Source organism: Streptomyces sp. NPDC036764 (assembly GCF_055609385.1).
Genome location: NZ_JBVJPT010000022.1, coordinates 81,114 through 102,199 on the forward strand (window position 1 = coordinate 81,114; position 21,086 = coordinate 102,199).

At 67.9% G+C, this 21,086-nt stretch carries 20 protein-coding genes and 5 pseudogenes; 16 read left to right on the plus strand and 9 right to left on the minus strand.

What is annotated here, in order from left to right:
• Positions 1-26 precede the first annotated feature (26 nt).
• The 3 genes from ACZ69Q_RS43730 (at position 27) to ACZ69Q_RS43740 (ending at position 1,499) form a co-directional block, all read left to right on the plus strand.
• On the plus strand, positions 27-461 hold the full coding sequence (locus ACZ69Q_RS43730) for an Hsp20/alpha crystallin family protein (RefSeq protein WP_471054092.1): 435 nt from the start codon (positions 27-29) through the stop codon (positions 459-461).
• A gap of 95 nt (positions 462-556) precedes the next feature.
• On the plus strand, positions 557-952 hold the full coding sequence (locus tag ACZ69Q_RS43735; protein ID WP_471054095.1) for a DUF2267 domain-containing protein: 396 nt from the start codon (positions 557-559) through the stop codon (positions 950-952).
• Positions 953-1,103: 151 nt separating this feature from the next.
• Positions 1,104-1,499, plus strand: a complete 396-nt coding sequence (locus ACZ69Q_RS43740; protein WP_471054098.1) for a DUF2267 domain-containing protein — start codon at positions 1,104-1,106, stop codon at positions 1,497-1,499.
• A gap of 153 nt (positions 1,500-1,652) precedes the next feature.
• Here the strand turns inward: ACZ69Q_RS43740 and ACZ69Q_RS43745 are convergent.
• A pseudogene (locus tag ACZ69Q_RS43745) lies at positions 1,653-2,003 on the minus strand (pyridoxamine 5'-phosphate oxidase family protein); the annotation flags it as partial.
• Between the two features lie 710 nt (positions 2,004-2,713).
• Here ACZ69Q_RS43745 and ACZ69Q_RS43750 point away from each other — a divergent pair.
• Positions 2,714-3,058, plus strand: a complete 345-nt coding sequence (locus ACZ69Q_RS43750; protein ID WP_471054101.1) for a helix-turn-helix domain-containing protein — start codon at positions 2,714-2,716, stop codon at positions 3,056-3,058.
• Between the two features lie 474 nt (positions 3,059-3,532).
• On the opposite strand, the gene ACZ69Q_RS43755 is transcribed toward ACZ69Q_RS43750, so the two are convergent.
• Positions 3,533-3,790 carry a hypothetical protein gene (locus tag ACZ69Q_RS43755; RefSeq protein WP_471054104.1) on the minus strand — a complete coding sequence of 86 codons (258 nt, stop codon included), beginning with the start codon at positions 3,788-3,790 and terminating at the stop codon, positions 3,533-3,535.
• A gap of 1,319 nt (positions 3,791-5,109) precedes the next feature.
• Between ACZ69Q_RS43755 and ACZ69Q_RS43760 the strand changes: the two genes are divergently transcribed.
• Positions 5,110-5,898, plus strand: a complete 789-nt coding sequence (locus tag ACZ69Q_RS43760; RefSeq protein ID WP_471054107.1) for a hypothetical protein — start codon at positions 5,110-5,112, stop codon at positions 5,896-5,898.
• Positions 5,899-5,943: 45 nt separating this feature from the next.
• On the opposite strand, the gene ACZ69Q_RS43765 is transcribed toward ACZ69Q_RS43760, so the two are convergent.
• Together ACZ69Q_RS43765 and ACZ69Q_RS43770 are read right to left on the minus strand one after the other, a co-directional pair.
• Positions 5,944-6,354 (minus strand): DUF6463 family protein, encoded by a 411-nt coding sequence (locus tag ACZ69Q_RS43765; RefSeq protein ID WP_471054110.1) that lies wholly within the window; start codon positions 6,352-6,354, stop codon positions 5,944-5,946.
• A 2-nt stretch (positions 6,355-6,356) separates the two neighbouring features.
• Entirely contained in the window at positions 6,357-6,857 is a 501-nt protein-coding gene (locus ACZ69Q_RS43770) for a DUF3995 domain-containing protein (protein WP_471054112.1), read from the minus strand.
• 61 nt (positions 6,858-6,918) lie between these two features.
• Between ACZ69Q_RS43770 and ACZ69Q_RS43775 the strand changes: the two genes are divergently transcribed.
• From ACZ69Q_RS43775 to ACZ69Q_RS43790, 4 genes are all read left to right on the plus strand, one after another.
• Entirely contained in the window at positions 6,919-7,515 is a 597-nt protein-coding gene (locus tag ACZ69Q_RS43775; protein ID WP_471054115.1) for a TetR/AcrR family transcriptional regulator, read from the plus strand.
• A gap of 72 nt (positions 7,516-7,587) precedes the next feature.
• A protein-coding gene (locus tag ACZ69Q_RS43780; protein WP_471054118.1) for a transposase occupies positions 7,588-8,321 on the plus strand; the annotation gives its coding sequence in 2 pieces (ribosomal slippage) (positions 7,588-7,927 and positions 7,927-8,321; 735 coding nt in all).
• An 82-nt stretch (positions 8,322-8,403) separates the two neighbouring features.
• Complete coding sequence (locus tag ACZ69Q_RS43785) at positions 8,404-8,877, plus strand: hypothetical protein (protein WP_471054121.1); 474 nt, start codon at positions 8,404-8,406, stop codon at positions 8,875-8,877.
• Between the two features lie 41 nt (positions 8,878-8,918).
• Positions 8,919-11,240 (plus strand): tetratricopeptide repeat protein, encoded by a 2,322-nt coding sequence (locus tag ACZ69Q_RS43790; RefSeq protein ID WP_471054124.1) that lies wholly within the window; start codon positions 8,919-8,921, stop codon positions 11,238-11,240.
• 189 nt (positions 11,241-11,429) lie between these two features.
• On the opposite strand, the gene ACZ69Q_RS43795 is transcribed toward ACZ69Q_RS43790, so the two are convergent.
• A complete protein-coding gene (locus tag ACZ69Q_RS43795; protein ID WP_471054127.1) occupies positions 11,430-11,666 on the minus strand; it encodes a hypothetical protein in 237 nt (78 codons plus the stop codon).
• Positions 11,667-11,872: 206 nt separating this feature from the next.
• Here ACZ69Q_RS43795 and ACZ69Q_RS43800 point away from each other — a divergent pair.
• The 3 genes and pseudogenes from ACZ69Q_RS43800 to ACZ69Q_RS43810 all read left to right on the plus strand — a co-directional run.
• Positions 11,873-12,160: pseudogene (locus ACZ69Q_RS43800) on the plus strand (PHP domain-containing protein); the annotation flags it as partial.
• A gap of 421 nt (positions 12,161-12,581) precedes the next feature.
• Positions 12,582-12,824: a DUF6192 family protein gene (locus ACZ69Q_RS43805; protein WP_471054128.1), complete on the plus strand. Its 243-nt coding sequence runs from the start codon at positions 12,582-12,584 to the stop codon at positions 12,822-12,824.
• Positions 12,825-13,521: 697 nt separating this feature from the next.
• The gene (locus tag ACZ69Q_RS43810; RefSeq protein WP_471054177.1) at positions 13,522-14,430 is read left to right on the plus strand and encodes an IS5 family transposase; all 909 of its coding nucleotides are present in this window, start codon (positions 13,522-13,524) and stop codon (positions 14,428-14,430) included.
• A gap of 88 nt (positions 14,431-14,518) precedes the next feature.
• On the opposite strand, the gene ACZ69Q_RS43815 is transcribed toward ACZ69Q_RS43810, so the two are convergent.
• Positions 14,519-15,502 (minus strand): hypothetical protein, encoded by a 984-nt coding sequence (locus tag ACZ69Q_RS43815; RefSeq protein ID WP_471054131.1) that lies wholly within the window; start codon positions 15,500-15,502, stop codon positions 14,519-14,521.
• Positions 15,503-15,656: 154 nt separating this feature from the next.
• A pseudogene (locus ACZ69Q_RS43820) lies at positions 15,657-16,228 on the minus strand (transposase); the annotation flags it as partial.
• A 140-nt stretch (positions 16,229-16,368) separates the two neighbouring features.
• Between ACZ69Q_RS43820 and ACZ69Q_RS43825 the strand changes: the two are divergent.
• From ACZ69Q_RS43825 to ACZ69Q_RS43840, 4 genes and pseudogenes are all read left to right on the plus strand, one after another.
• A complete protein-coding gene (locus tag ACZ69Q_RS43825) occupies positions 16,369-17,541 on the plus strand; it encodes an IS4 family transposase (RefSeq protein ID WP_471054133.1) in 1,173 nt (390 codons plus the stop codon).
• A gap of 22 nt (positions 17,542-17,563) precedes the next feature.
• A complete protein-coding gene (locus ACZ69Q_RS43830; RefSeq protein WP_471054136.1) occupies positions 17,564-17,749 on the plus strand; it encodes a hypothetical protein in 186 nt (61 codons plus the stop codon).
• Between the two features lie 215 nt (positions 17,750-17,964).
• The gene (locus ACZ69Q_RS43835) at positions 17,965-18,405 is read left to right on the plus strand and encodes a hypothetical protein (RefSeq protein ID WP_471054139.1); all 441 of its coding nucleotides are present in this window, start codon (positions 17,965-17,967) and stop codon (positions 18,403-18,405) included.
• Between the two features lie 192 nt (positions 18,406-18,597).
• Positions 18,598-18,753: pseudogene (locus ACZ69Q_RS43840) on the plus strand (IS5/IS1182 family transposase); the annotation flags it as partial.
• A 19-nt stretch (positions 18,754-18,772) separates the two neighbouring features.
• Here the strand turns inward: ACZ69Q_RS43840 and ACZ69Q_RS43845 are convergent.
• Both ACZ69Q_RS43845 and ACZ69Q_RS43850 read right to left on the minus strand, forming a co-directional pair.
• Positions 18,773-19,387 carry a hypothetical protein gene (locus tag ACZ69Q_RS43845; RefSeq protein ID WP_471054141.1) on the minus strand — a complete coding sequence of 205 codons (615 nt, stop codon included), beginning with the start codon at positions 19,385-19,387 and terminating at the stop codon, positions 18,773-18,775.
• A gap of 982 nt (positions 19,388-20,369) precedes the next feature.
• Positions 20,370-20,758, minus strand: a pseudogene (locus ACZ69Q_RS43850) (transposase); the annotation flags it as partial.
• Positions 20,759-21,086 lie beyond the last annotated feature (328 nt).

A 21,086-nucleotide genomic window follows, 5' to 3' on the forward strand; every position in this document is an offset into this window, starting at 1 on the left:
GACCCGAACGCTGGAGGTGTTTGACGATGTTGATGCGTACCGACCCCTTCCGTGAGCTTGACCGGCTCACCCAGCAGCTCCTGAACACCGCCGGGACCTGGTCGCGTCCATCACCGATGCCGATGGACGCCTACCGCGAGGGCGACGAGTACGTGATCGCCTTCGACCTGCCGGGCGTGGCCACGGACGCGATCGACATCGACGTCGAGCGGAACATGCTGACCGTCAAGGCCGAGCGGCGGCCCGTCACCAAGGCGGACGACGCGCAGATGGAGCTGTCCGAGCGGCCGCTGGGTGTCTTCTCCCGCCAGCTCGTGCTGGCCGACACCCTGGACACCGAGCACATCAACGCGGACTACGACGCAGGGGTGCTGACCCTGCGGATCCCGATCGCCGAGCGCGCCGAGCCCCGCAAGATCGCCATCGGCGGCGGCCCCGCGCGCAAGGAGATCAGCGGCTGAGTCCCCGCCCGGCCGCACCGGAGGACGGGGGAGCCGACCTCCCCCGCGGCCGCCCCGTCCTCCGCTCACCGCCTGACACAGGCACGGGAGCAGCCATGACCATGCGATGGGAGGCGTTCCTCAGCCAGGTCAAGGAACGCGGCAAGTACGAAACCACCCAGGAAGCCGAACGGGCGGCCCGCACGGTACTGGCCCTGCTGGGAGCACACCTGGTGGGCGAGGTGCGGGCGGATCTGGCCGCCCGGCTGCCGGAGGACCTGTCACTCGTCCTGCTCAACCCGCTCCAGTCGCGCGAGCCGCTGTCCCCCGAGCGGTTCGTGCGGGCCACCGCGGCCTGGATCGAGGGAGCCACCGAACAGACCGCGGCCTGGGACGTGAGCGCCGTGCTCAGTGTGGCCGCGGACGCAGCGGGCGAGGAGCTCACCTGCCGCATCCTGCTCCAGCTCCCCGTCGGCTACGACCTGCTGTTCGGCCACCCCCAGCCCGTCTAGCCCACAGACAGCGACACCCCATCCCCTGACCGAACCACGCCGGGGGCCGGCGGGCGAGCCCCCGGCTCCCGCTTCGCGACCACTTCAGACGAGAAAGGCAACCACGTCAGCGATGATTCCCCTGCAGGAGCCGTGCCGTTCCACCGTGGGCATGACGTTCGAGCAGATGCTGGAAAGAGTGCGCTATGACGGCGCCTACCCCACCCGCGCGCAGGCCGAGCAGGCGGTGCGCGCGGTGCTGGCCGCCCTGGGGCGCCAGCTCACCGGAGAGGAGCGCGTGGAGCTCGCCGCCCGGCTGCCGCACCAGGCCGCCGTCACCTTCACCTCCGAGATTCCCGCCACGCAGCCCCTCACCGGCTGGGGCTTCGTCAAGGACCTGACCTCCCGCACCGGCGGCACGATGGCCACCACCCGCTGGGACACCGGCACCGTCCTGCGCATCGTGGCCCAGCTCGCCGGCGAGGACCTCCTCAGCCGCATCCTGGCCCAACTCCCCTCCGGCTACGCCCTGCTGTTCGGCCGCGCCGAACTCACCCGGGCGGCCTGATGCGCGGGCAGGCGGTGTACGGCGGCAGAACGCGGCCGGCACACCGCGGCCCCCGGAGGGTGCCTCAGCGTGGGAGGCGGTAGCCAGGCGGTAGCCGGTGACGAGCTCGGCACAGATGCGGACCACGTGATCCATGCCCATGCCCATGTCCATCCAGGGGATGAGGATCTGCTGGTCACGGACGACGTCCAGCGGCGCGGTGATCCGCGTGGCCCGGCCGGTGACCATGACGCTCCAGCCGGTGCGGGTGGTGATATCGAGCTGGTCGGCCTCGTAGACCACGACCTCGTCGACGCAGGTGCTGCTCAGCAGCGCCGAGTCGGCATGGGTGCGGATGACGATGCTGTCGCCGTCGACCAGGTGGTTGACCGGGCGGATCACCGCCAGCGCCTGCCGGGTGAAGCCGACACGGCCCACAGGGACGCCAGCCAGCAGCGCCAGGGACTCCGTCCGGCCGGGCTCGATCATCCGCACCGTAGAGGGAACGCGGGAGCCGTTCTCCATGGCAGTTCCCGAGGATGCCGGCGCGGCGAGGAGGTGCCGAAGGACCGAGGATGCCTCCTCACGCCGGTGACGGCCAGGGCCGTTGGCCCCCGGCTCGGCCCAACGGCTCCCCGCCCCCGGCGGATTGCACGCGTTGCGACGTCTCCGTGCCGGTCAAGCGCTACCCCCCCGCTCCGGACCGGTTGTGCCGCCAGGCTCAGCATGTGCCCGCAGGGCGGGGGTTCATTCCGGGACACCACTCTTCCGGGTGTATTTGCAGCAGAACCACACGCTCCGACACTAAAGAAAACCTGTAGCAGCCACAGTAGACATTGGCTTTCCGCAGGGCTACTGTTTTCCCCGTACCCAGGAAGTCGATGAGGGCACGGCAGAGATGAACTGCCGTGCATGCAGGTCAAGCAGGACGTGGCCTCAAGGGGCCGCGAGCAGTACCCGCGGTATCCAGCAGTACAACCGAGTAACCGAAAGTAAGGAGCAGACGCCATCAGGATCGCCCGGGCGAGGAAGAGGTACGCCCGGGTACCGCAGGCCCCGGATTGGAAGGTGGTCCCCGGTCACGCATCCGCGATCCCCGCAGCCCCGCCCTCCCAGGCGGAACCTGCGGACACAGAAGGCCGGCGCAGGTAGCCGGTAGATGGTGTTGAAAGCTCGGGGCCCGGGTGCCGCACGGCACCCGGGCCCCCCGACGCGTCCCCTGGAAGAAGAGGTCTATGCCCCCTGCCGATTCCCGCCCCGTCGACAATCTCGACGATGACGACTACCCCGCCTACACCATGGGCCGGGCCGCCGAGATGCTCGGCACCACCCCCGCCTTCCTCCGCGCCCTCGGCGAACACCGCCTGATCACCCCGCTGCGCTCCGAAGGCGGCCACCGCCGCTACTCCCGCTACCAGCTGCGCATCGCCGCCCGCGCCCGTGAACTCGTCGACCAGGGCACCCCCATCGAAGCCGCCTGCCGCATCGTCATCCTCGAAGACCAACTCGAAGAAGCCCGGCACATCAACGAACAACTGCGCATCCAGGGCCACGAGCCGCAGCCGAAGACCTCAGCCTGAACCAGGACCCCAAACCTGGTGAAGGGACAGAGCAGAGCGACCAGCGCAGGGCAGGAGGCCGTCAGGCTCTTGCCGAGATTGCCCTGGTCCCCGGCGAAACAGTGCAGAGCATTGCGGCTGCCCTGCCGGTCGGGACGGCTGCCTCCGGCCGCTGCCCGGCCGCGCGGGTCAGCGGCGAGATGGATTACGTGACCGAGCCGGTATTCCGCCCGCAGCTCAAGGAACCGATCGCGCGGGCTGGCCGCTCATCGCGCTGGAGCTGCCGGGCGTCTCGTTCTGCGACTTTCCCGGCCGTCGCGGGCGCGGATCCGGCGCGGGCCGGCGGGGCCGTCCCGCCGTCACCGTCGGCCAGCTTGCGGGCCGGGGCCGGGGCCGCGACCGCGTCCGCGGTCAGGGCCCCGGCCCGGAAAGCGGCGGCACGGCCCGCCATGACCTGCCCGTGCTCCATGCGGCGGGCCAGCAGCAGGACCTCGATCAGCGCGCGGGTGCCGGCCGCATCCCCGTGGGCTGCCTTCGCCGCACTCCACCACTTGCCGTGGACCGGGGTGAACCGGCCCGCGTGCGGGCCTGTTCCAGCGCGGTCGGGCCGGGGAAGGCGCCCGGCCTGCGCAGCAGGGCCTCCAGATAGTGGTCCAGGACCAGGCGGGAGCCGTGCACGCCGCCGAGACGTTCATGCCGGGTGATCTCGTGGCGGCCGCCATAGACGATCAGATCGTTGGCGTGCAGCAGCACCCGCAGTCCGGCAGCCGATGAAACGCACCGGCACCCAGTAGATGCTGCCGCGGACACCGACCTGGCTGAACCGGTCGACCCTGCAAGTGAACCAGCAGCCAGTCTCGAACGGCTCGGCCGGCAGCACCTTGAGGAGATGCTGTTCGGCGGCGAAGTACCCGCCGATGGTGCATGTGCGTGAGCGCAGCCCGCGCCCCCCATCGCCCTGGACCCCACTGATCGACCACCGCGTTCAGCTCCACCAGCGACTGCACGTTCAGGACGGGGACGAAGCGGCTGCAGCGGAAGTAGCCGATCTGCCCCTCCACCCCGCCCCTTTCCCGGGCGCCTTCGATGCCGGGCCGGCAGCAGAACCGCTTGATGCCCCAGTGCGAGCGGTCCCTCGTGGAAGGTGTGGGTGCCATTGGCGGGCGGGGGGGGGCAACCCCGCCCCTGGACCGACCTGTGAACACAAGGCCCGCCGTTGACCCGCCATTGAGAAGGTCGCCGACGGTACCGGATGAACCTGATACCGCAGTCCTGGTCAAGGAACGGACGCCGCGTCCTGCACGTCGCCGAACCGCTACTGACGCCGTAGCCGACGGAGCTTGCCCATGACCCGCGAGGTACCGCCCGGGAAACCGGCACCCCACTCCCCCGCCCCGCGCCACCCCGCATCACGACTCCGGCGGGAACCCTCCACCCGCCGCCAGAACGACGGCCACGCCCAGCCGAGCGCGAGTTCCGCCACGGAACAACTTCTGGGCCGCTACCACGCGCACGTCTTCTCGTACGAACAGATGAAGAGGACGGCGATGGTGACCACCCATATCCCGATCGCCGCGGACCCCATGCCCGGCGCCGCCCTGGTTCGCGAGCTCACCCAGCCCTCCTTCTCACTGTCGAACGGCGCGTTCCCGTGGGATACCGAGCCACCCGGGCGGGGCAAGCAGGTGGGAAACTCGTTCCACCGCCACTACATCCCGGGCCGGCAGGACATCTGCACCCGCCTGCACCGCCGATACGTGCTGTTCGACGACCTCGACGAGGACACCTGGCATCTTCAAGCACGTGTCGGGAGAGTTCCTCCAGGTTGTCCATGGGGCGGTCAAGTGCGGCCCGGGCGTGGGCGAGAACATGGCTCGCCTGCTTGACCGCCTGTTTGGGAAGGACGCCTCCGACGTCGTAGGACCCCACGAGTGCACGGGCCCGGCGCAGGCTGGTCAGCCGGGCGCAGCGCTGGGTCACGTCCCACACAGTGGCGTTGGCCGTAGCCAGCAAGGCGGGTTCGTCGAGGTGCCCGGCCTTCACCACGGCGATTCTCCGCAGGGCCGCGTGCAATGCCCTGGCCGTGCCGACCACTGCTCGACGGCAACCCGGTCCACATCACCGAGATATGCACCTCCCTCGCCCTGGAACTCGGCATGAGCCCCTGGGCGAGCAACGTCGAGATCGTGACGATCGGGTTCGGGCAGGACCTGCCGCAGATCCTGCCCACCGTGCGGATCGCCCACATGCGGCAGCCCGCGCACGCGCTACGCGATCTGTCCGAGCGGCTGCTAGAAGTCCACCAGATGCCCGAGACCCGGCGTCAACCGTATCTGCTGCTGTACGCGTCGTCCCTGGACACAGACACCGCCTGGCAGTTAGCCGACGCCATCGACAAGTCCGGCACAGTGCCCGTCACACTGGTTGCCCCGGCGAGCTCGGCGGCCGCCCACTTCCCCGAGGCCGAGATCCTCAACGCCTCACTCACCGACCCGCAGCACCTCCACTACACCGGTATCGCCGTCACTGTGCAGCGCCTGGACCACGCCGCCTACGTGCAGATCACCACCGCACTGAAGGTCTCCGGGCAGCCGGCCCACCCGGCCCAGGGCCCCTGCCAGGACATCCCAGCCGAGCCCGGCAGCCCGCCCCATGCCGAACCGCCCTCTCCAGAGGACTCCTCCGCGCCAACAACCGCCACTGCCACGAGCCCTGTGCTCACAGCGGCAGACGACACGAACGGCCAAGCCTTCCCTGCCCTGCTTGCCGCCACCACCGATCCGGCCGGGCTCAGTCCCCTGCCCGCCACCACGACGTCGGCCCAGGCCGACGAAGCGCATACAGGGTCCGCGTTTTCGTGATCAATTACAGGTGATCACGAGCACCGTTTGAGCATTTCCGGGTGATCACGGGCGCTGGTCCCGGTCGGTAGTTGCCGACAGCGGTGTCCGACGGCTCTCCACCGTGCTGTCCCGCCGGGCCGCGATCAGGGCCAGCACCCCGAGCACAATCAGTCCGGGTGCGCCGGAGACTGGATAGAGAATCTGCAGCGGCACGCCGATGGCGAGCAGATACCAGCCCAGCTGCGCCGGGAGCCTGCCGGTGTCACGGGCGATGCGCTGGCTGAGTGTGCCCAGGGCGAGGAGGCCGAACCCGGCGAGGAAGAACCACATCTCGTACTCGCGCCGCGGGTTTCCGGGGACGGCATTCCAGAATCCGTCGCGGGCCACATCACCGAAAGTGCTGGAGGCGATCAGCGCGACCGCGAAGTGCACCGCGGTCAGTCCGATCACCAGTCGGGGAATCCACCGGGTCATCGTCAGCTTCCTCGATTCGTAGGGTCCTTGAGTCTCTTGATGACAGCGCGCCGGTCTGGGCGGCGAGGAGCGGGAGTGGCGGCAGCGACATATGCCGTCAGCCCCCCAAGCACCAGACACAGCGGGGAGTACAGCGCCAGGTCCCAGCGGGTGAAATCGGTCGGCCGACTGGTCAGAGCGGAGGAAACCAGACCAATCGAACCCCGCAGAAGCAGCACGCCTGCGACGCCCCATACGCCCTGCCACACCAAACGACGTGGCCGCATCTGCGGGACCAATTCGGCCTGGCCCGCGATCGCATAGGCCGCCACCCCGAGCGCCGCCGCGACTGCGGCCGTCAACTCCGGTGTGGGCAGGTCGGCTTCAGCGACCCCAACGACCGTACGGGCGAACTCGGCACGGCTGGCCAGCGGCCACGGGGAGAAGGTCCAGATCCCGTGCAGTGCCCCGACCGCGCCGAGGCCGACTGCGGCCATCCCACCAGCCAGTTTCGTCAGCGTCATACTGCTCCCCCACTCATTCCATACACCCCTGTACGGAATGACCATACAGTACTGTACGGACATGACTAGAAGGCACCTCACCCCCCAGGACTGGTCGACCGCAGCGCTGCGCGCAATGGCACGCGGCGGCGTCGCCGCAGTGTCCGTCAACGCACTCGCCGGCGAACTGGAGGCAACACGAGGCAGCTTCTACTGGCACTTCAAGGATCGCGATGCACTACTGACGGCCGCGCTGGAGGTATGGGAGCGGGACGACACCACAGCGCTGATCACAGAGTTGGGCGACATCACCGACCCCCGGGAACGACTGACGGCCCTGTTCACCATCGCGCTGGGACAGGAAGACATCAACGGACTGGAACCCGCGATCGTCGCCCACGCCGATCACCCCGCCGTCGCCCCGGTCCTGCACCGGGTCACCGAGCGGCGGATCACCTACCTCACCGATCTCTACACCGAACTGGGCCTGGACACCACCGCGGCCCGGCATCAGGCAGTCGCCGCATACGCCGCTTTCCTCGGATGGCTCGAACTGCGCCGCTCCGCCTGCGACATCGTGCCCGAAGTCGCCGCCACCGGCACCACCGCCACCATCGCACTCGAACACCTCATCACCGGCCTGACCCGAACCGCCACGCACCAAACGAAACCGGAGTAACAACGGCTAACACAATGAGGTGGATCGGCGCTGGCTGCCGTGTCCACGGCGAGAGTTGGGCGTTCGGTTGTCGTGGGGACGTCGCCGTGGAACGTGCCGGATGCGCTGTGGGATCGCTTGGAGCCGCTGCTGCCGCAGCGTGAGCGTCGCTTCCGGTATCCGGGCCGCAAGCCGCTGCCGGACCGGGAGGCGCTGTGCGGGATCCTGTACGTGCTGCACACCGGGATCCAGTGGGAGTACCTGCCCCAGGAGCTGGGCTTCGGCTCGGGCATGACGTGCTGGCGACGTCTTCGGTACTGGAACGAGGCCGGTGTGTGGCAGCGGCTGCATGAGGTTCTGCTCGCCGAGATGAATGCGGCGGCGAAGCTCGACTGGTCGCGCTGCGTGGTCGACTCCTCCCACGTCAGGGCATTAAAAGGGGGCAGCACACGGGCCCGTCGCCGGTTGACAACCGCAACGACGTCACCCAGCTCTTGCCCTTGCTCGATGCGATCCCGCCAGTCCGCGGCCGGGTGGGCCGTCCCCGCCGCAAGCCCGACTCACTGTTCGCCGACCGCGGCTACGACCACGACATCTACCGCGACCAGGCCCGTGCTCGTGGCATCGTGCCGGCCATCGCCCGGCGCAGCACCCTGCACGGCACCGGGCTGGGTACCTACCGCTGGGTGATCGAGCGGAGTTTCGCGTGGCTGCACGGCTTCCGCCGCCTGCGCATCCGTTGGGAGCGGCGGGCCGACATGCACGAAGCGTTCCTCAGACTCGCCTGCTGCCTGATCCCTCACCGACAACTCGGGTCGTTGCGTTAGCCGCTGTAAGGCGCTGACCTGCGGGGTATTGCATGTGGCGTTACGGTTTGAGAGAGGCCGTTGAGGTGAGGAGGCCGGAAAGATGCTGGTGGAACCGCTGACGGCGCTGGCTGCTGCTGGAGGCACTGCGGTGGTGCAGGCGGCGGGTACGGACGCGTGGACCGGGTTCCGGCAGGCGGTTGCGCGCTGGTTCGGGCGGGGCGACGTCCAGAGGGAGCAAGCGGAGCTGGAGCGGCTTGACCGGACCGCTGCCACCCTGGAGGCCGCTGATCCCGCCCAGAGGGAGAGGGCGCGGATCAGCCAGGAAGCCGCCTGGCATGCCCGCATTGAGGCAACGCTGGAGCAACTGGACGAGCCAGAGCGCGACCAAGCTGCCGATCAGCTCCGTGCTCTGCTAGCCGATCAAGTCCCCGGGGTTGCCGTGACGGCCGGGCCGGGCGGAGTGGCCGTCGGGGGAAATCTGGACATCCGTGCTGATCAGGGTTCGATCGCGGCCGCTGTCATTCGGGATGCACGCATCGGCCCTCATCCGGCGCCGGATCCGCCGCAGGACTGAGCGGACCGGCAAGCGAATCCCCGGCATCGGACGCCATCGGCGTGCCAGCACCTATTTCGGCTAGCGATCGCAGCATCGCCGCCCACCGGATCGACAAGATTGCCTACTACGCCGCACCGCGGCTACCGGTTGCCTGGCCTCACCAGGTGGGTACGTTGCCGCGGGAGGCTGGCTGCTTCCGGGATCGCGCCACGGCCCGGCAGCTGGAACAGCCGGGAGGCATTCACGTTCTGGTTGGCTCGGGCGGAGTCGGGAAGACGCAGCTTGCTGCCCACCACGCTCGTACTCTTTGGCAGACCGGGCAGCTTGACCTGCTGGTATGGGTGACCGCTGCCACCCGCGACGCGGTCATTGCCAGTTACGCCCAGGCCGCGGTCGAAGTGCTCGGTGCCGACCCCGCCGACCCGGAGTCCGCGGGTGGCGCGTTCCTGGCTTGGTTGGAACCCAAGCCCGGCATGACACGCCGCTGGCTGGTGATACTCGATGATCTTGCCGATCCAGCTGACGTGCGCGGTCTTTGGCCTCCCGCTAGCACACACGGCCGCACTCTGATCACTACCCGCCGCCGCGATGCCACTCTCACCGGGCATGGCCGCCGCAGGGTGCAAGTGGGCCTATTCACTGCGGACGAGGCAACCAATTACCTCAACACCGCCCTGGCTGCCCACGATCGCCACGAGCATGTCGACGCGCTCGCCGGTCTCGCCGACATCCTTGGGTACCTGCCGCTGGCCCTCTCCCAGGCCGTCGCCTACATCGTCGATACCGGCCTGGGCTGCACCGCATATCACGCCCTCCTCGCAGACCGTGTCCGAAGCATCGCGGACGCACTGCCCGACCCGTCCGGACTGCCCGACGACCAGACCTCCACCGTCACCGCAGCATGGTCACTGTCCCTGGAGCGCGCTGACCGGCTCCCGCCGGCAGGGCTGGCCCGCCCCATGATGACGCTCGCCGCCATGCTCGACCCCAACGGCATCCCCGCTCCCGTCTTGATCAGCGCGCCAGCTCTCGCCTACCTCACCCAGCACCGCACAGCCGCTGCGCTGGGGCGAGAACATGCAGCAGAGGTCACCGCCCAGGAAGCCGTACAGGCGCTACGGGCGCTGCACCGGCTCAGCCTGATTGATCACACCCCCAGCAGCGCATATCAAGCGGTCCGCATCCACCAGCTGGTCCAGCGCGCCATCCGAGACAGCCTCCGCACTGACCAGCAGGATCAACACGCTCGCACGGCAGCCGATGCCCTGATAGCTGCCTGGCCCGAGGTCGAGCGCGACACTGTCCTCGCCCAGACGCTCCGCGCCAACGCCGATGCGCTGACCCTCCACGCCGAAGAATCCCTGTGCCACGTAGAAGCCCACGCTGTGCTCTTCCGTACAGGGGCGAGCCTCGGTGGGGCTGGTCAGGTCGCGGCCGCCCAGCACTACTTCCAGCACCTGAGCGACATCATTCAGCGCTATTTGGGGTCAGACCACCGCGACACCTTCTATACCCAGTACTACATTGCTCACTGGAAGGGGAAGGCGGGGGACGCAGCCGGGGCCGTTGCCGCCTTCGAGGAACTGCTGTCAGATGAAGAACGTGTCTTGGGGGCCGACCACCCCGGCACCCTCGAAACCCTCGATGCCCTTGCTTACTGGCGGCAGAAGGCGGGGGATGCGGCAGGCGCGGTCGCCGCTTACGAGCAGTTGCTCGAGCGGGTGCTGGGTGCATGGGGACCTGGTCACCCCGAAGCCCTCACCGCCAGGAGCCACCTCGCCTCCTCCCACGGGGAGGCGGGGGATGTGGTCGGCGCCATTGTCGCCTTCGAGGAGCTGCTGGCAGACCGAGAGCGTGTGTTGGGGCCCGATCACCTCGACACCCTCAGAACCCGGCTCTACCTCGCCAGGTGGTGGGGGAAGTCGGGGGATGTGGCCGGCGCCATCGTCGCCCTGGAACAGCTGCTGGCTGATGAGGAGCGCGTGTTGGGGCCCGACCACTCCGAGACCCTCTATACCCGGTACTACATCGCCCACTGCAGGGGGAAGTCGGGGGATGTAGCCGGCGCCATCGTCGCCTTCGAGGAGCTGCTGGCAGACCGAGAGCGTGTGTTGGGGCCCGACCACCCCGACACCCTCAGAACCCGGTACTACATCGCCCACTGCAGGGGGAAGTCGGGGGATGTGGCCGGCGCCATCGTCGCCCTGGAACAGCTGCTGGCTGATGAGGAGCGCGTGTTGGGACCCGACCACCCCGACACCCTCACCACTCGCCGCCGCCTCTCCCATTGGCAGGCGAAGGCGAGAGTGTTGGGGTGGTCGGGCCCCCTTACTCTCACCACTCGCCGCCACCTCTCCCATTGGCGGGGAAAGGCGAGATGATCAGGTGGGCTTCAAGGGCTTCGTGGACAACAGACAGCAGATATCCCTGTCCATAACTTGATCTCATACCGCCAGCCCGTCCCGACCGGCAAGGTGGGGACGAGCTCGGCGAGTGCGACGTCGACGGGAAAGTCCACAACATCAGGATCAGGCTCCGCCCGCCATGCCGCCCGTGCACCCGCGGCGGCACTACCTGAGAAGCGGCACCACCGCCTTCGCGACCAGCATTAACGGACTGTCCTGAGCGACCAGGGCCAGGCCGTAGGTGCTCGCGACATGCGCGATGGCCGTGATCGCGGCGCGGAAGACGCGGGACTGAGGCTCGGCGAGCTCGTCGCCGGCGTCGACTGCGAGCGCGGCGAGGGCGACCACCGCGACGGTGACGAATGCGGTAAGCAGCGCGAGCTGCTCGAAGAGGTGCGGCATTACTGCCTTTCCGGGCCGCACGGTCGTCGGCCTCACCCCTTGCGCCAAGAACGGGGACGCCTTACAGGATCGAATCAAGGAATGTGACCCGGATCACATTTCGTGCTGGATCGTGCGACGCGAGGCCGACTTGCCCCTTGGTGCCGCTGCACTGCCACGCGGCAGGGCCCTGTTCACCCGTTCGCACACTTGTGCGATTCGGCGTGATGGTGGATACCCGGAGAGGACGCAGGTCAGGGAGGGGCGTACGAAAGGCGGGAGGTGTGAGTCGTGGATTTACTCATCTGCATGTCGCCTCCGGCTACTCCGCCCGCTACGGCGCCTCACTCCCCCACGCCCTCGTGCAGCGCGCTGCCGAGCGCGGGATGACGACCCTGGCGCTGACCCACCGAGACACGGTCGCGGGCACGGTCCGCTTCGCCAAGGCCGCCACGGCCGCCGGGATCCGCGCCGTCTTCGGTGTCGACGTCGCCGTCGCCCCGCTCACCCCGTCCGGTCTGGACTGGCGAGGTTCCGGTCCGCTCTGGTGACCATGGGGATGCGGGCGAACCCTCGGGAGGGCAGGCGGTCCGGTGTCCTTCGCGGTGAGGGGCCGCGATCCGGTCCGCGGAGTAGGTGATCGACCATGCTCGGAACGATCGGGAGCGTGGACAGCGGGCGGTTCGAGGAACTGGTAGCTACCTCGCTCGACCTGGTGGAAGTCGAGGCCCGCGCCCAATTCGGCATCGGTGACGCGGCCCTTGAGATAGAACCACTTCGAAGCCACGGCGGTCATCAGCCGATCGACCACGAAGAGCAGTTGAGCGTGGAGGCGTCGCTTCGGCTGTTCGCGGACCGGCTCGGGCTCTCCTTCTACACGGTGCGTACGCAGCGGTGGGTGGCCGCCCAGTGGCCAGCCGAACATCGGCAGAAGGTGTGTCGTACGAGGTGCATCGGATTCTGGCCTCCTGGCCGGACCAGTTCGAGCTGATCAAGAACCCGCCGCTGAACGAGCGCACTGGGCTTCGGCAGTGGAGCGGGGAGGCCGCGAAAAAGGCGGTGACCTCGAAGACCGACAACCCGGCCAGTGCCCAGGTGGAGAAGATCCGCGCGACGGCCGACTGGATCGAATCAGCGGTGGCCACGGTCCAGGCTGGGAAACAGAGGGGCAGGAAGTGAGGCAGAAGCGAATCGTCTCCCAAACCGCGGAACCGCGGCCCGGCAAGAAGGGGGATGCCTGCCGGACCTCTACACGTTCTGGGTTGCAGACCGCTTCCGCCTCACACGGAGTTAGAGATCAACTCCGTAATGGTCAAGCATCTTCACCAGTACGGTCCAGAGAGCTTTCACTCCCAAGGCGACCGCAACCCGCGAAGCTGCCTTACGTAACCAACCAGATCTCACCTGGCCAGACTCCGTGGCGACCATTCCTGCACCTCATCTCATTGGGCCGGAACCTACGCGGACGACGTAGGCTCCCCCTAGAGCTGGGCCCACGTCATTCCACGCGTCCATAGGTCCCGGCCCTGCCTTGAGATGAGGCCCTTGCATCGTACTCGCGCTTGCATGATCGGGTCGATGCTGGGCCAAACACACCAACGACAACAGCTGGTGGACTACTTCGCGCTTGCGCGGACGCTGAATAGCGCATGGTCGGAACACTGCCTCTTCACCAGTGGTCTGGATCGCGTACGAGCGGGCGGTCTTCCGCTCCGAGCTGCACCGGGTCACCAACTTCATCACCGGGATCGTCGCACCGCATTCCAAGAAGACTCCCGAGGACGAGTGGATCCGCCTGGTCCTCGAACAACTCGGCGGGGTCAAGGCGACGCTCGAAGTCCTCACCCGCTGGAACGTTGAGAAAGGGCCAGGTCAGATGCGGGAACGCTGCTATCCCACGGACATGACCGACGCGGAGTGTGAGCTGATCGAGCCGTTGCTTCCGCCTCCGGCCTGCACCCAGCCGAGCGGCGGGCGGCCCGAGAAGTACGACCGGCGCACCGTCATCGACGCGATCCGATACCTCGTCGACAACGGGATCAAGTGGAGGGCCGTTCCCACCGACTTCGGTATCCCTTGGCGCAGCCTCTACGCCTACTTCCAACGGTGGGCAGCGGCTGGGGTGGTCGCACGTATCCGCGACCAGCTCCACCAGCAGGTCCGCGTGCGCGAGAGCAAGAACCCGCGGACGGTAACGGTGATCCTCGACGCCCAGAGCGTCAAGGGCGCTGAAACCGTGGGAGCAGCAACGCGAGGTTACGACGCGGGAAAGAAGATCAATGGACGCAAGCGCCACCTCGCAGTCGACACCCGCGGGCTTCCCATGTTCGGCATGGTCACCACCGCCGGCATCAACGACGGCCCCCTCGGCCGTGACATGCTCCTCCGACTCCGCCTCGCCCACCCCGAAGTGACCCTGGCCTGGGCCGACTCGGCCTACCTGCCGCTCGTGGACTGGGCCAACACCTTCCTCGGGCTCACCCTCCAGACCGTGTCAAGACCCAGAGGACAGAAGGGCTTCGTGGTACTACCGAAGCGCTGGGTCGTCGAGAGGGCCATCTGGATCATGAGGGCCCGCCGGAACGTCAGGGACTACGAGCGCCTTCCCCAACACAGCGAGGCACACATCTGGTGGACCCTGATCACCTTGATGACACGGCGGTTGACCAAACCAGTCAAAAAGCGGGACATCGCCCCACCCACGGCCACACCTCCGGCACCCCGACCCGTACGGATCCGTGCCAGCTCAGACGCGATTCGGCTGGCCCCGGCGCCGTTGCGCTGAGCGAACCGTACGCCTGACCGCATGACCCGCTGCGCAGGAAGGCCCGCCCGTCGGCATGACCTGCCGGCCCCAGGGCGTTGACCGCCCTTCAACCTGCCGGGTGCGGTGGTATGGGCGGCTGCGGCTGCGGAGCGCGAGACCAACGGACGGGGAGACCGCCCGGGCCGTCGGTGAGCCAGGAACCATCGCCCAGAGGCACCAGCTCGTACGGGTTGCTCACCTCGACGGTGAATTCACCGCCGAGCGTGCCTGTGCGCACGTCGACCAGGTGGTAGCGGAACCACTCCTCCTCGTCCTGACTCTCACCGCCCAAGGTGACGACGGCCGTGTCGTCGGTCAGGTAGCCGCCGCTCCATTCCACGAACGACTCCTCCGGGTCGTACCCGAATGCCTCGACGGTGAGGGTGAAGAGTACGTCCCCGCTGGGGTGGTGGTGAAACGCTACGTCTGCCTGATCGTGGTCGACGGTCATGAACTGCTGCCCGGACGGCGCCATGTCGATCACGCAGCGGTCCGACCACGGGTACGTCACGAACTCCGGCTTTCCACCCACCCCGGCCGTACCCCGGAGAATGACGGAGCCGTCCTGGCCCTCACCGATGTCGAGGTAGACGCTGCCGTCCGCGGGGTGCACGTGGTGGCCGGCGCCGTGCCCGACCGTCTCCAGTTCCCGGCGGGCGAGGATCGCACCGCTCTCGGCGTCGTGTACGACCCACTGGTCTCCGCCCCCGCGTCCCGCCATCGCGTCCGGACGGTAGACCCACACCGTTCGACCGTCCAAAGACATCGCACACCCAGGCCGGTGGCCATGGCGTACGTCAGAGTGCGGCTCGAAGTCCGAAGCCCATATCAGGTCGCCGGCACGCGTGAGGCAGACGACACCGTTCAGCGTCGTATACACGACCTGCTCCAGATCGTGCCGAACCACCGACTCCACGACCTCGTCGCCAGCCCGCGGCTGGAAAACCGCGGCGGGCTCCAGCGTCCCGCAGGCACCGGAGTCCACGACGTAGGCATAGATCTGGCCGTCGCGGTGGCGCGTGATGACCTTCGGTGGCGGCGCAGGAATCATCCGCTGAGACTAACCCCCAGGTCAGGCCGACTGGTATCCGGGGGCGTGCACGCCGAACAAGGTATCGCAGGCCAAATATCGCGCTCAGGCTCATGAACGAACCCTCGCTGCGCAGCCTTGCGCGGCGGACGGCAAGGGTTCGTTCACAGCTTCTCAGGAGGAGTGCCATCGGCCGGCAACGCCGGTCGGCAGCCAGGTGGATCTTGCTGGTCAGCCCGCCGCGGGACCGCCCGAGCAGGGCAGCCTTCAGCCGGGCCCGCCGTCTTCGGTGGATACGTCTGTGTTCGGCGCGGACCGGATCGCTTTCGCCGTCTGGCCCGCCTTGTTCCTCGCGCCCTCCCCCTTTTCCGAGGCCGCCTCCTCCAGTGCGGCCAGAGTCTCCTCACTGACCCGCATACCGGCCGCGTCATGATGGGCCCGCGTGGTGGTGGAATCCACGCTGACCAGGGACATGTCGATCTCGTCCCGGCGGGCAGACTCGGCGATCGCCTCTTCCAGCAGGGCCTGGAAGACACCCGCGTCCCGCCAGCGCATGAACCGGTTGTAGACCGTCTGCCAGGCTCCGAACCGCTCGGGCATCTCCCGCCACTGGCTACCAGTGCGAAACCGCCAGATCACTCCCTCAAACTGCTCACGCAGCCGCTCGGGGTACGGGCCGAACCGGCCTACCGGCAGGAACGGCCCGATGAACTCCCACTCTTCAACGGTGAGTTGGACACGCGTCACACCGCAGTCCTACCGGACCGGCACCCCGCCCGGTGTCAGAACCCGGCTTTGATCACAACTGAAGACAGCCCCTAGGCCCAATGCCGTTGCAATAGCTCGTGGGCGTACGCTGCTGTGCAGTGCTTCCGGGGGTGGTGCGGGTGTCTGCAGACGTCGGTGAGTTATCGGGCTTGGGGCTGCTGACCTGGGTGTATCCGTCCGGGTTGGTGGATCGTGTGGTGGCCGCGTGCGGTCGTGCGGAGCAGCGCAGACGCCTGCTGCCGGCCCGGCTGGTGGTGTACTTCGTGCTCGGGCTGGCCCTGTTCTCCCCGGCGCCGTATCTGGACGTGATGCGGCACTTGGTCGAGGGCCTGCGGGGCCGGGGCCTGCTGGGTGAGTGGCACATCCCGGCGAAGTCGTCACTGTTTCGGGCCCGCCAGCGGTTGGGTCCGGAGCCGCTGCGGGTGCTGTTCGCCACGACCGCCAAGCCGATGGGCACCCAGGCCACCCCGGGCTGCTTCTGGCGCGGGCTGCGGCTGCTGGCGGTGGACGGCACCTGCTGGGACGTGGCCGACAGCCCGGCGAATGAGGCCGCCTTCGGCCGCCCCGGAAACAGCCGCGGCCACGACAAGTCCTCCTTTCCCCAGGTGCGGATGGCCTGCCTGATCGAGGTGGGCACCCACCTGGTGCTGGACGCCGAGCTGGCCGGCTGCCGCACCGGCGAAGTCACCCTGGTCGGCCGCCTGCCCCGCTCCTGCGGACCGGGTCAGCTCCTCCTGGCCGACCGGGAGTTCCTCGGCGTGCCGTTGTGGCGGGCCTTCACCGCCAGCGGCGCCGATCTGCTGTGGCGGGTGCCCTCCAACCGCATCCTGCCCGTGGAGCGGCAGTTGCGGGACGGCTCCTGGATCTCCCGCATCCACGCTCAGACCGATCGCGCTCACACCGATCCCGTCGCGGTGCGGGTGGTGGCCTACCGGCTCAACGGCACTGGCCGTGAGGGTGGGGACTACCGGCTGGTCACCAGCCTGCTCGATGCCCACCGCTATCCCGCCCGCCATCTGGCCGCGCTCTACCAAGAGCGCTGGGAGGCGGAAGCCGTCTTCGCCGAGCTCAAGACCCATCAACGCGGCGCCCGCGTCGTGCTCAGCAGCAAAACCCCCGACGGCGTCCTGCAGCAGATCTGGGCACATCTGCTGGTCCACCACGCGCTGCGCGAGCTGATGGTGAGAACTGCCGCCACTCGGGGCCTGGATGCCGACCGGATCTCCTTCACCGAAACCCTGCGCTCCGCCCGGCGCAGCGTGACCCTCACGCCGGGCAGCTTTTCCCCCTGACCTGCTGGTCAGAACGCTCGTCGTGCTCCAGCAGGACCTGCTCGAACGCCTCCTGCCGCACAGACGCCTGCGCAGCCAGCCCCGCGTCGTCAAACGCAAGATGTCCAACTACTGGCTCAAACGGTCCGAACACCACACCTGGCCCCAGCCCACCCGCACCGGCACCCGAGCAATCCGCATCCAACGACCCCAACCCGCGAACGCGTAAAGCAACGGCATTGCCCCTAGGCCGCATCAGGCAGCGTTCGCCTCGTTGTGACTCGACGTCCGAGTTCAGGTCTGAGCGGCGTGCACTGAACTCTCCGCCGCTACGGTAGGTCGGCCAGGCACAGGATGAATCGGAGGCTGTTCGAGGTCGTCGAGGACAGCCGCCTGACGAGGAAACAGGAGACGTACCCGGTGAGAAGGATCGACAGAACGAAAATGCGCTTCATATCCGCCGCCGCGGTCTGCGGGCTCGTGGCGGGTGCCGTGCTCAGTGGGGCGGGCACCGCATCGGCGACCGACCCGAACGACGCCCCGCCCGGCTACGCGGGCCCGTTCACGGCCCCGTGCAACGGCAGGTTGGTCCTGACGTTGCCCCTGTGGGTTGGGGACGCGAAGATCCAGGTCTGGTACGACAGCGCGGGCACCGGCACCTTCTGTGCAAAGACCTTCGACAATCTGCCCGGCTCGCACAGCATGAATGTCCGCCTCCAGCGCGACGGTTGGGCAACCTCCTGGTACGACACTGGCACCTACTCGGCCTACGCTGGGGGTATCTACGTCTCCGGCGCTGACACAACCTGTGCCACCGTCTCCGGTTGGGTCGAGGTCGGCGACACCAATTATCCCCGGAGTTATCACGTGTGCATGCCCGGTTAGTCCCGAAATCGGATAGCCATAGCTGACAAAGCGCCTCTTGCCAAGCTCACCTGGGCCCGGCGAGGGGCGCTTCGGTCGTGATCCCCGCGCAGGCAGGGGTGGTCCGTGGACGCGAGTCGCAACGAGGCGAACATTGTCTGATGCCGCACAGGCACCCGAAGCCCTGTGCGGTGGGAGTTTCTCTACGTCATCAAGGAGAGGAACACCGTCGAGCGCCTGATCAACAAGCTCGAGGCCTGGCGAGGCATCGTCACCCGATACGACAAGACCCCAGACAGCTACCTCGCCGGCCTCCACCTGCGCGCCTCGATGATCTGGATTAAGGACCTCACTCGGACTACCTATTGATCACAACCAGATACGCGCCCTAGCTGGAGGACTCGGTGGTCGTCGCCGGTTCCGGGACGGCGACTTTGCTTCGGATCAGGTCGCGGACGGGTGGCGGCGCCAGGCCCGGGATCTGGAGGAGCTGCCACTGGCACCCCGGGAGCTCACTTTCGAGATTCACGAACGCCTGGCACTGAAAGAGCCACATCAGTGCCGAGAATGCGTTCGTCGACAGTGTCCAGCGCTCGCTCAGCGTCGCGATGACGGAGAGCCCTGAGAGAAACAGCCGTCCGTGCAACCACTCGGTGACTGCCTCACCGAGCTGCCCGGCGTCCAGCTCGTCCTCGACCCGTTGGCACAGATCCAGCGCCCAATCCCGCACCTCGGTCGCCGTACGCCAAGCGGCCGCGAGGTCTTCCAGCGGCGCCGTGTCAGCCAGCGTGCGCAGAACGTCACACGGGTGGCCCTCAAGGAGGAAGGTCAGGGAACCGTCGTCCGCGAGGACCCTGGACGCGGCCTCAGGAACATCGCCCCGCGTGGTCTCGACGAGCGAGGCGAACGGATTCGCCGGCATACCGGGGCTCATGGCACGCAGCAGGGCGCCAATGTCCTGGAGCGGGACGGAGCCGCCCAGCGTCGCGGCCAGCGCAGCCATGGTGGCGTCCAGCGCTGTAAGCCGCGGCGGATCGGTATTGTCGTCCAACTCGGTCAGTTCGGCAGGTGGTTGCCCGAGAGCTCGGGCGATGCCTTCATCGATGGGGCGAGCCCGCGCCGGAACGAGTGTGAACCTCTGATCGCTTTCGGCGACCTGCTTGGAGAGCCGGTCCAGCCGTTCCTCCAGGTCGAGTTCGCCGGCTGGGATGTCGTCTTCGCCGGGAACGCGGTCAGCGTCGACGGAGGCGCGGAATGCGGCGCGGACGGTGACTTCCGGTACCGGGAGCCCTTCGGCGAACAGCAGCAGCGCCCGTTCCCGGGCCGTTTACCCGGCCCGGCGAGGCGGGCGAGACCCAGAACCAGGTCGAAGCTCTCGGGTGCCGGCGTGGAGGTGCTGCCCTTGCCCTGCCCGAGGCCTCCGCCGGGGATGTTCCCGGGTAGGAGTCCGGCCGCCCGCCAGCCGGCGAGCTACTTGGCGGTGATGGTGAAGCCGTGACGCGCCGCGTGGTCGATGAGCTGCTGGTCGGCGGCGCTGGTCGGCTTTGACGACGTCATGGCCGGACGCTACCGGGGCGCATCGACTGCGCGCGCCGTTTGGAGACCCCCCAGCTTCGTCCGGTCGTTTCGGAGCCTCTTCTGCACAGTGGTGGAACAGCGGCGACCGCCTGGCGATCGGTCCCGTCACACGACTCCAGCAGCGCATGCGCTGCTGCCCGATATGTTGGTCATCCATCCTGCCGCACTCGACCTGCCGCATGCGCTCGTGGCGTGAGTCTCAATGATGGTGTCAAGCCGATTGGGGGGCCGGTGGGGCGGAAGTGAAGGGTCTCTTCCCACGAAGCATGGCCCATAACGAGGCCCCCGAGCAACGTGATTGAGACGTCAGACATCTCGATCAACAGCCCGGGGGCCTCGCTCGTTGCGCTTCACGGCCGGTCACCCGATCGGTGGCCACATCGAAGAAGCTCATTGATCCGAAACTCCTCGCTGGCCAACGGCCAGGCATGCGGCCGGACTTCGGACCGTGCGGACCGGATGGCCTGCAGGGCTTTCTCGCCGGAAGCGGCGAGGTTGTCGGTCAGGCGGGAGATGGTCGGGTCGGAGGCGACCGGGCCGAAGACGGCGGGCTCACAGCGCAGCATCGCGACGTCCGCGAGGCAGTCCCCGCCCAGTGCGACCGCCAGGGCGACGTCCAGGAGGGCCTTGCCGGGGTCGTGGACGGCGCGCGGTTTGCGCCACGGAGCCAGTGCCCGGGATATGGCCTGGTCTTGCGGACCGTTTCGACGAGCAGGACCGAACCGGCCTCGGAGACGACCTGGCAACCGTCGTCCTGGACGCGGACGCGGGGGTAGGACCCGACAGATTGCTTCACCTGGGAAGTGCCTCTGGTTTCAGCAGGAACAAGGACCTCGACAATCCTCATTCTTGCTGTTCAGGGGCACTTTCCGCTTTCCTGACCGCCTGCCGGACAGCCCGCTTCGTGTAAGCGCGAGGCTAACTATTGCCGAGCACAATTAAGTTAACAGTTGTGCACTCAAATGCGGTGGGGAAAGTTTTGACAGACCAGCAACTTTGCCCGCCGCGGAGCACGGTTCCGGACCGACTCTGCCTCGGCGACGCCTCGACATCGGTCCGCTCCAGGCCGCCGACCAGGCGAGATACCGGCCTCTGTCGGCCGCGCCTCCTGCGGATCTATCGTT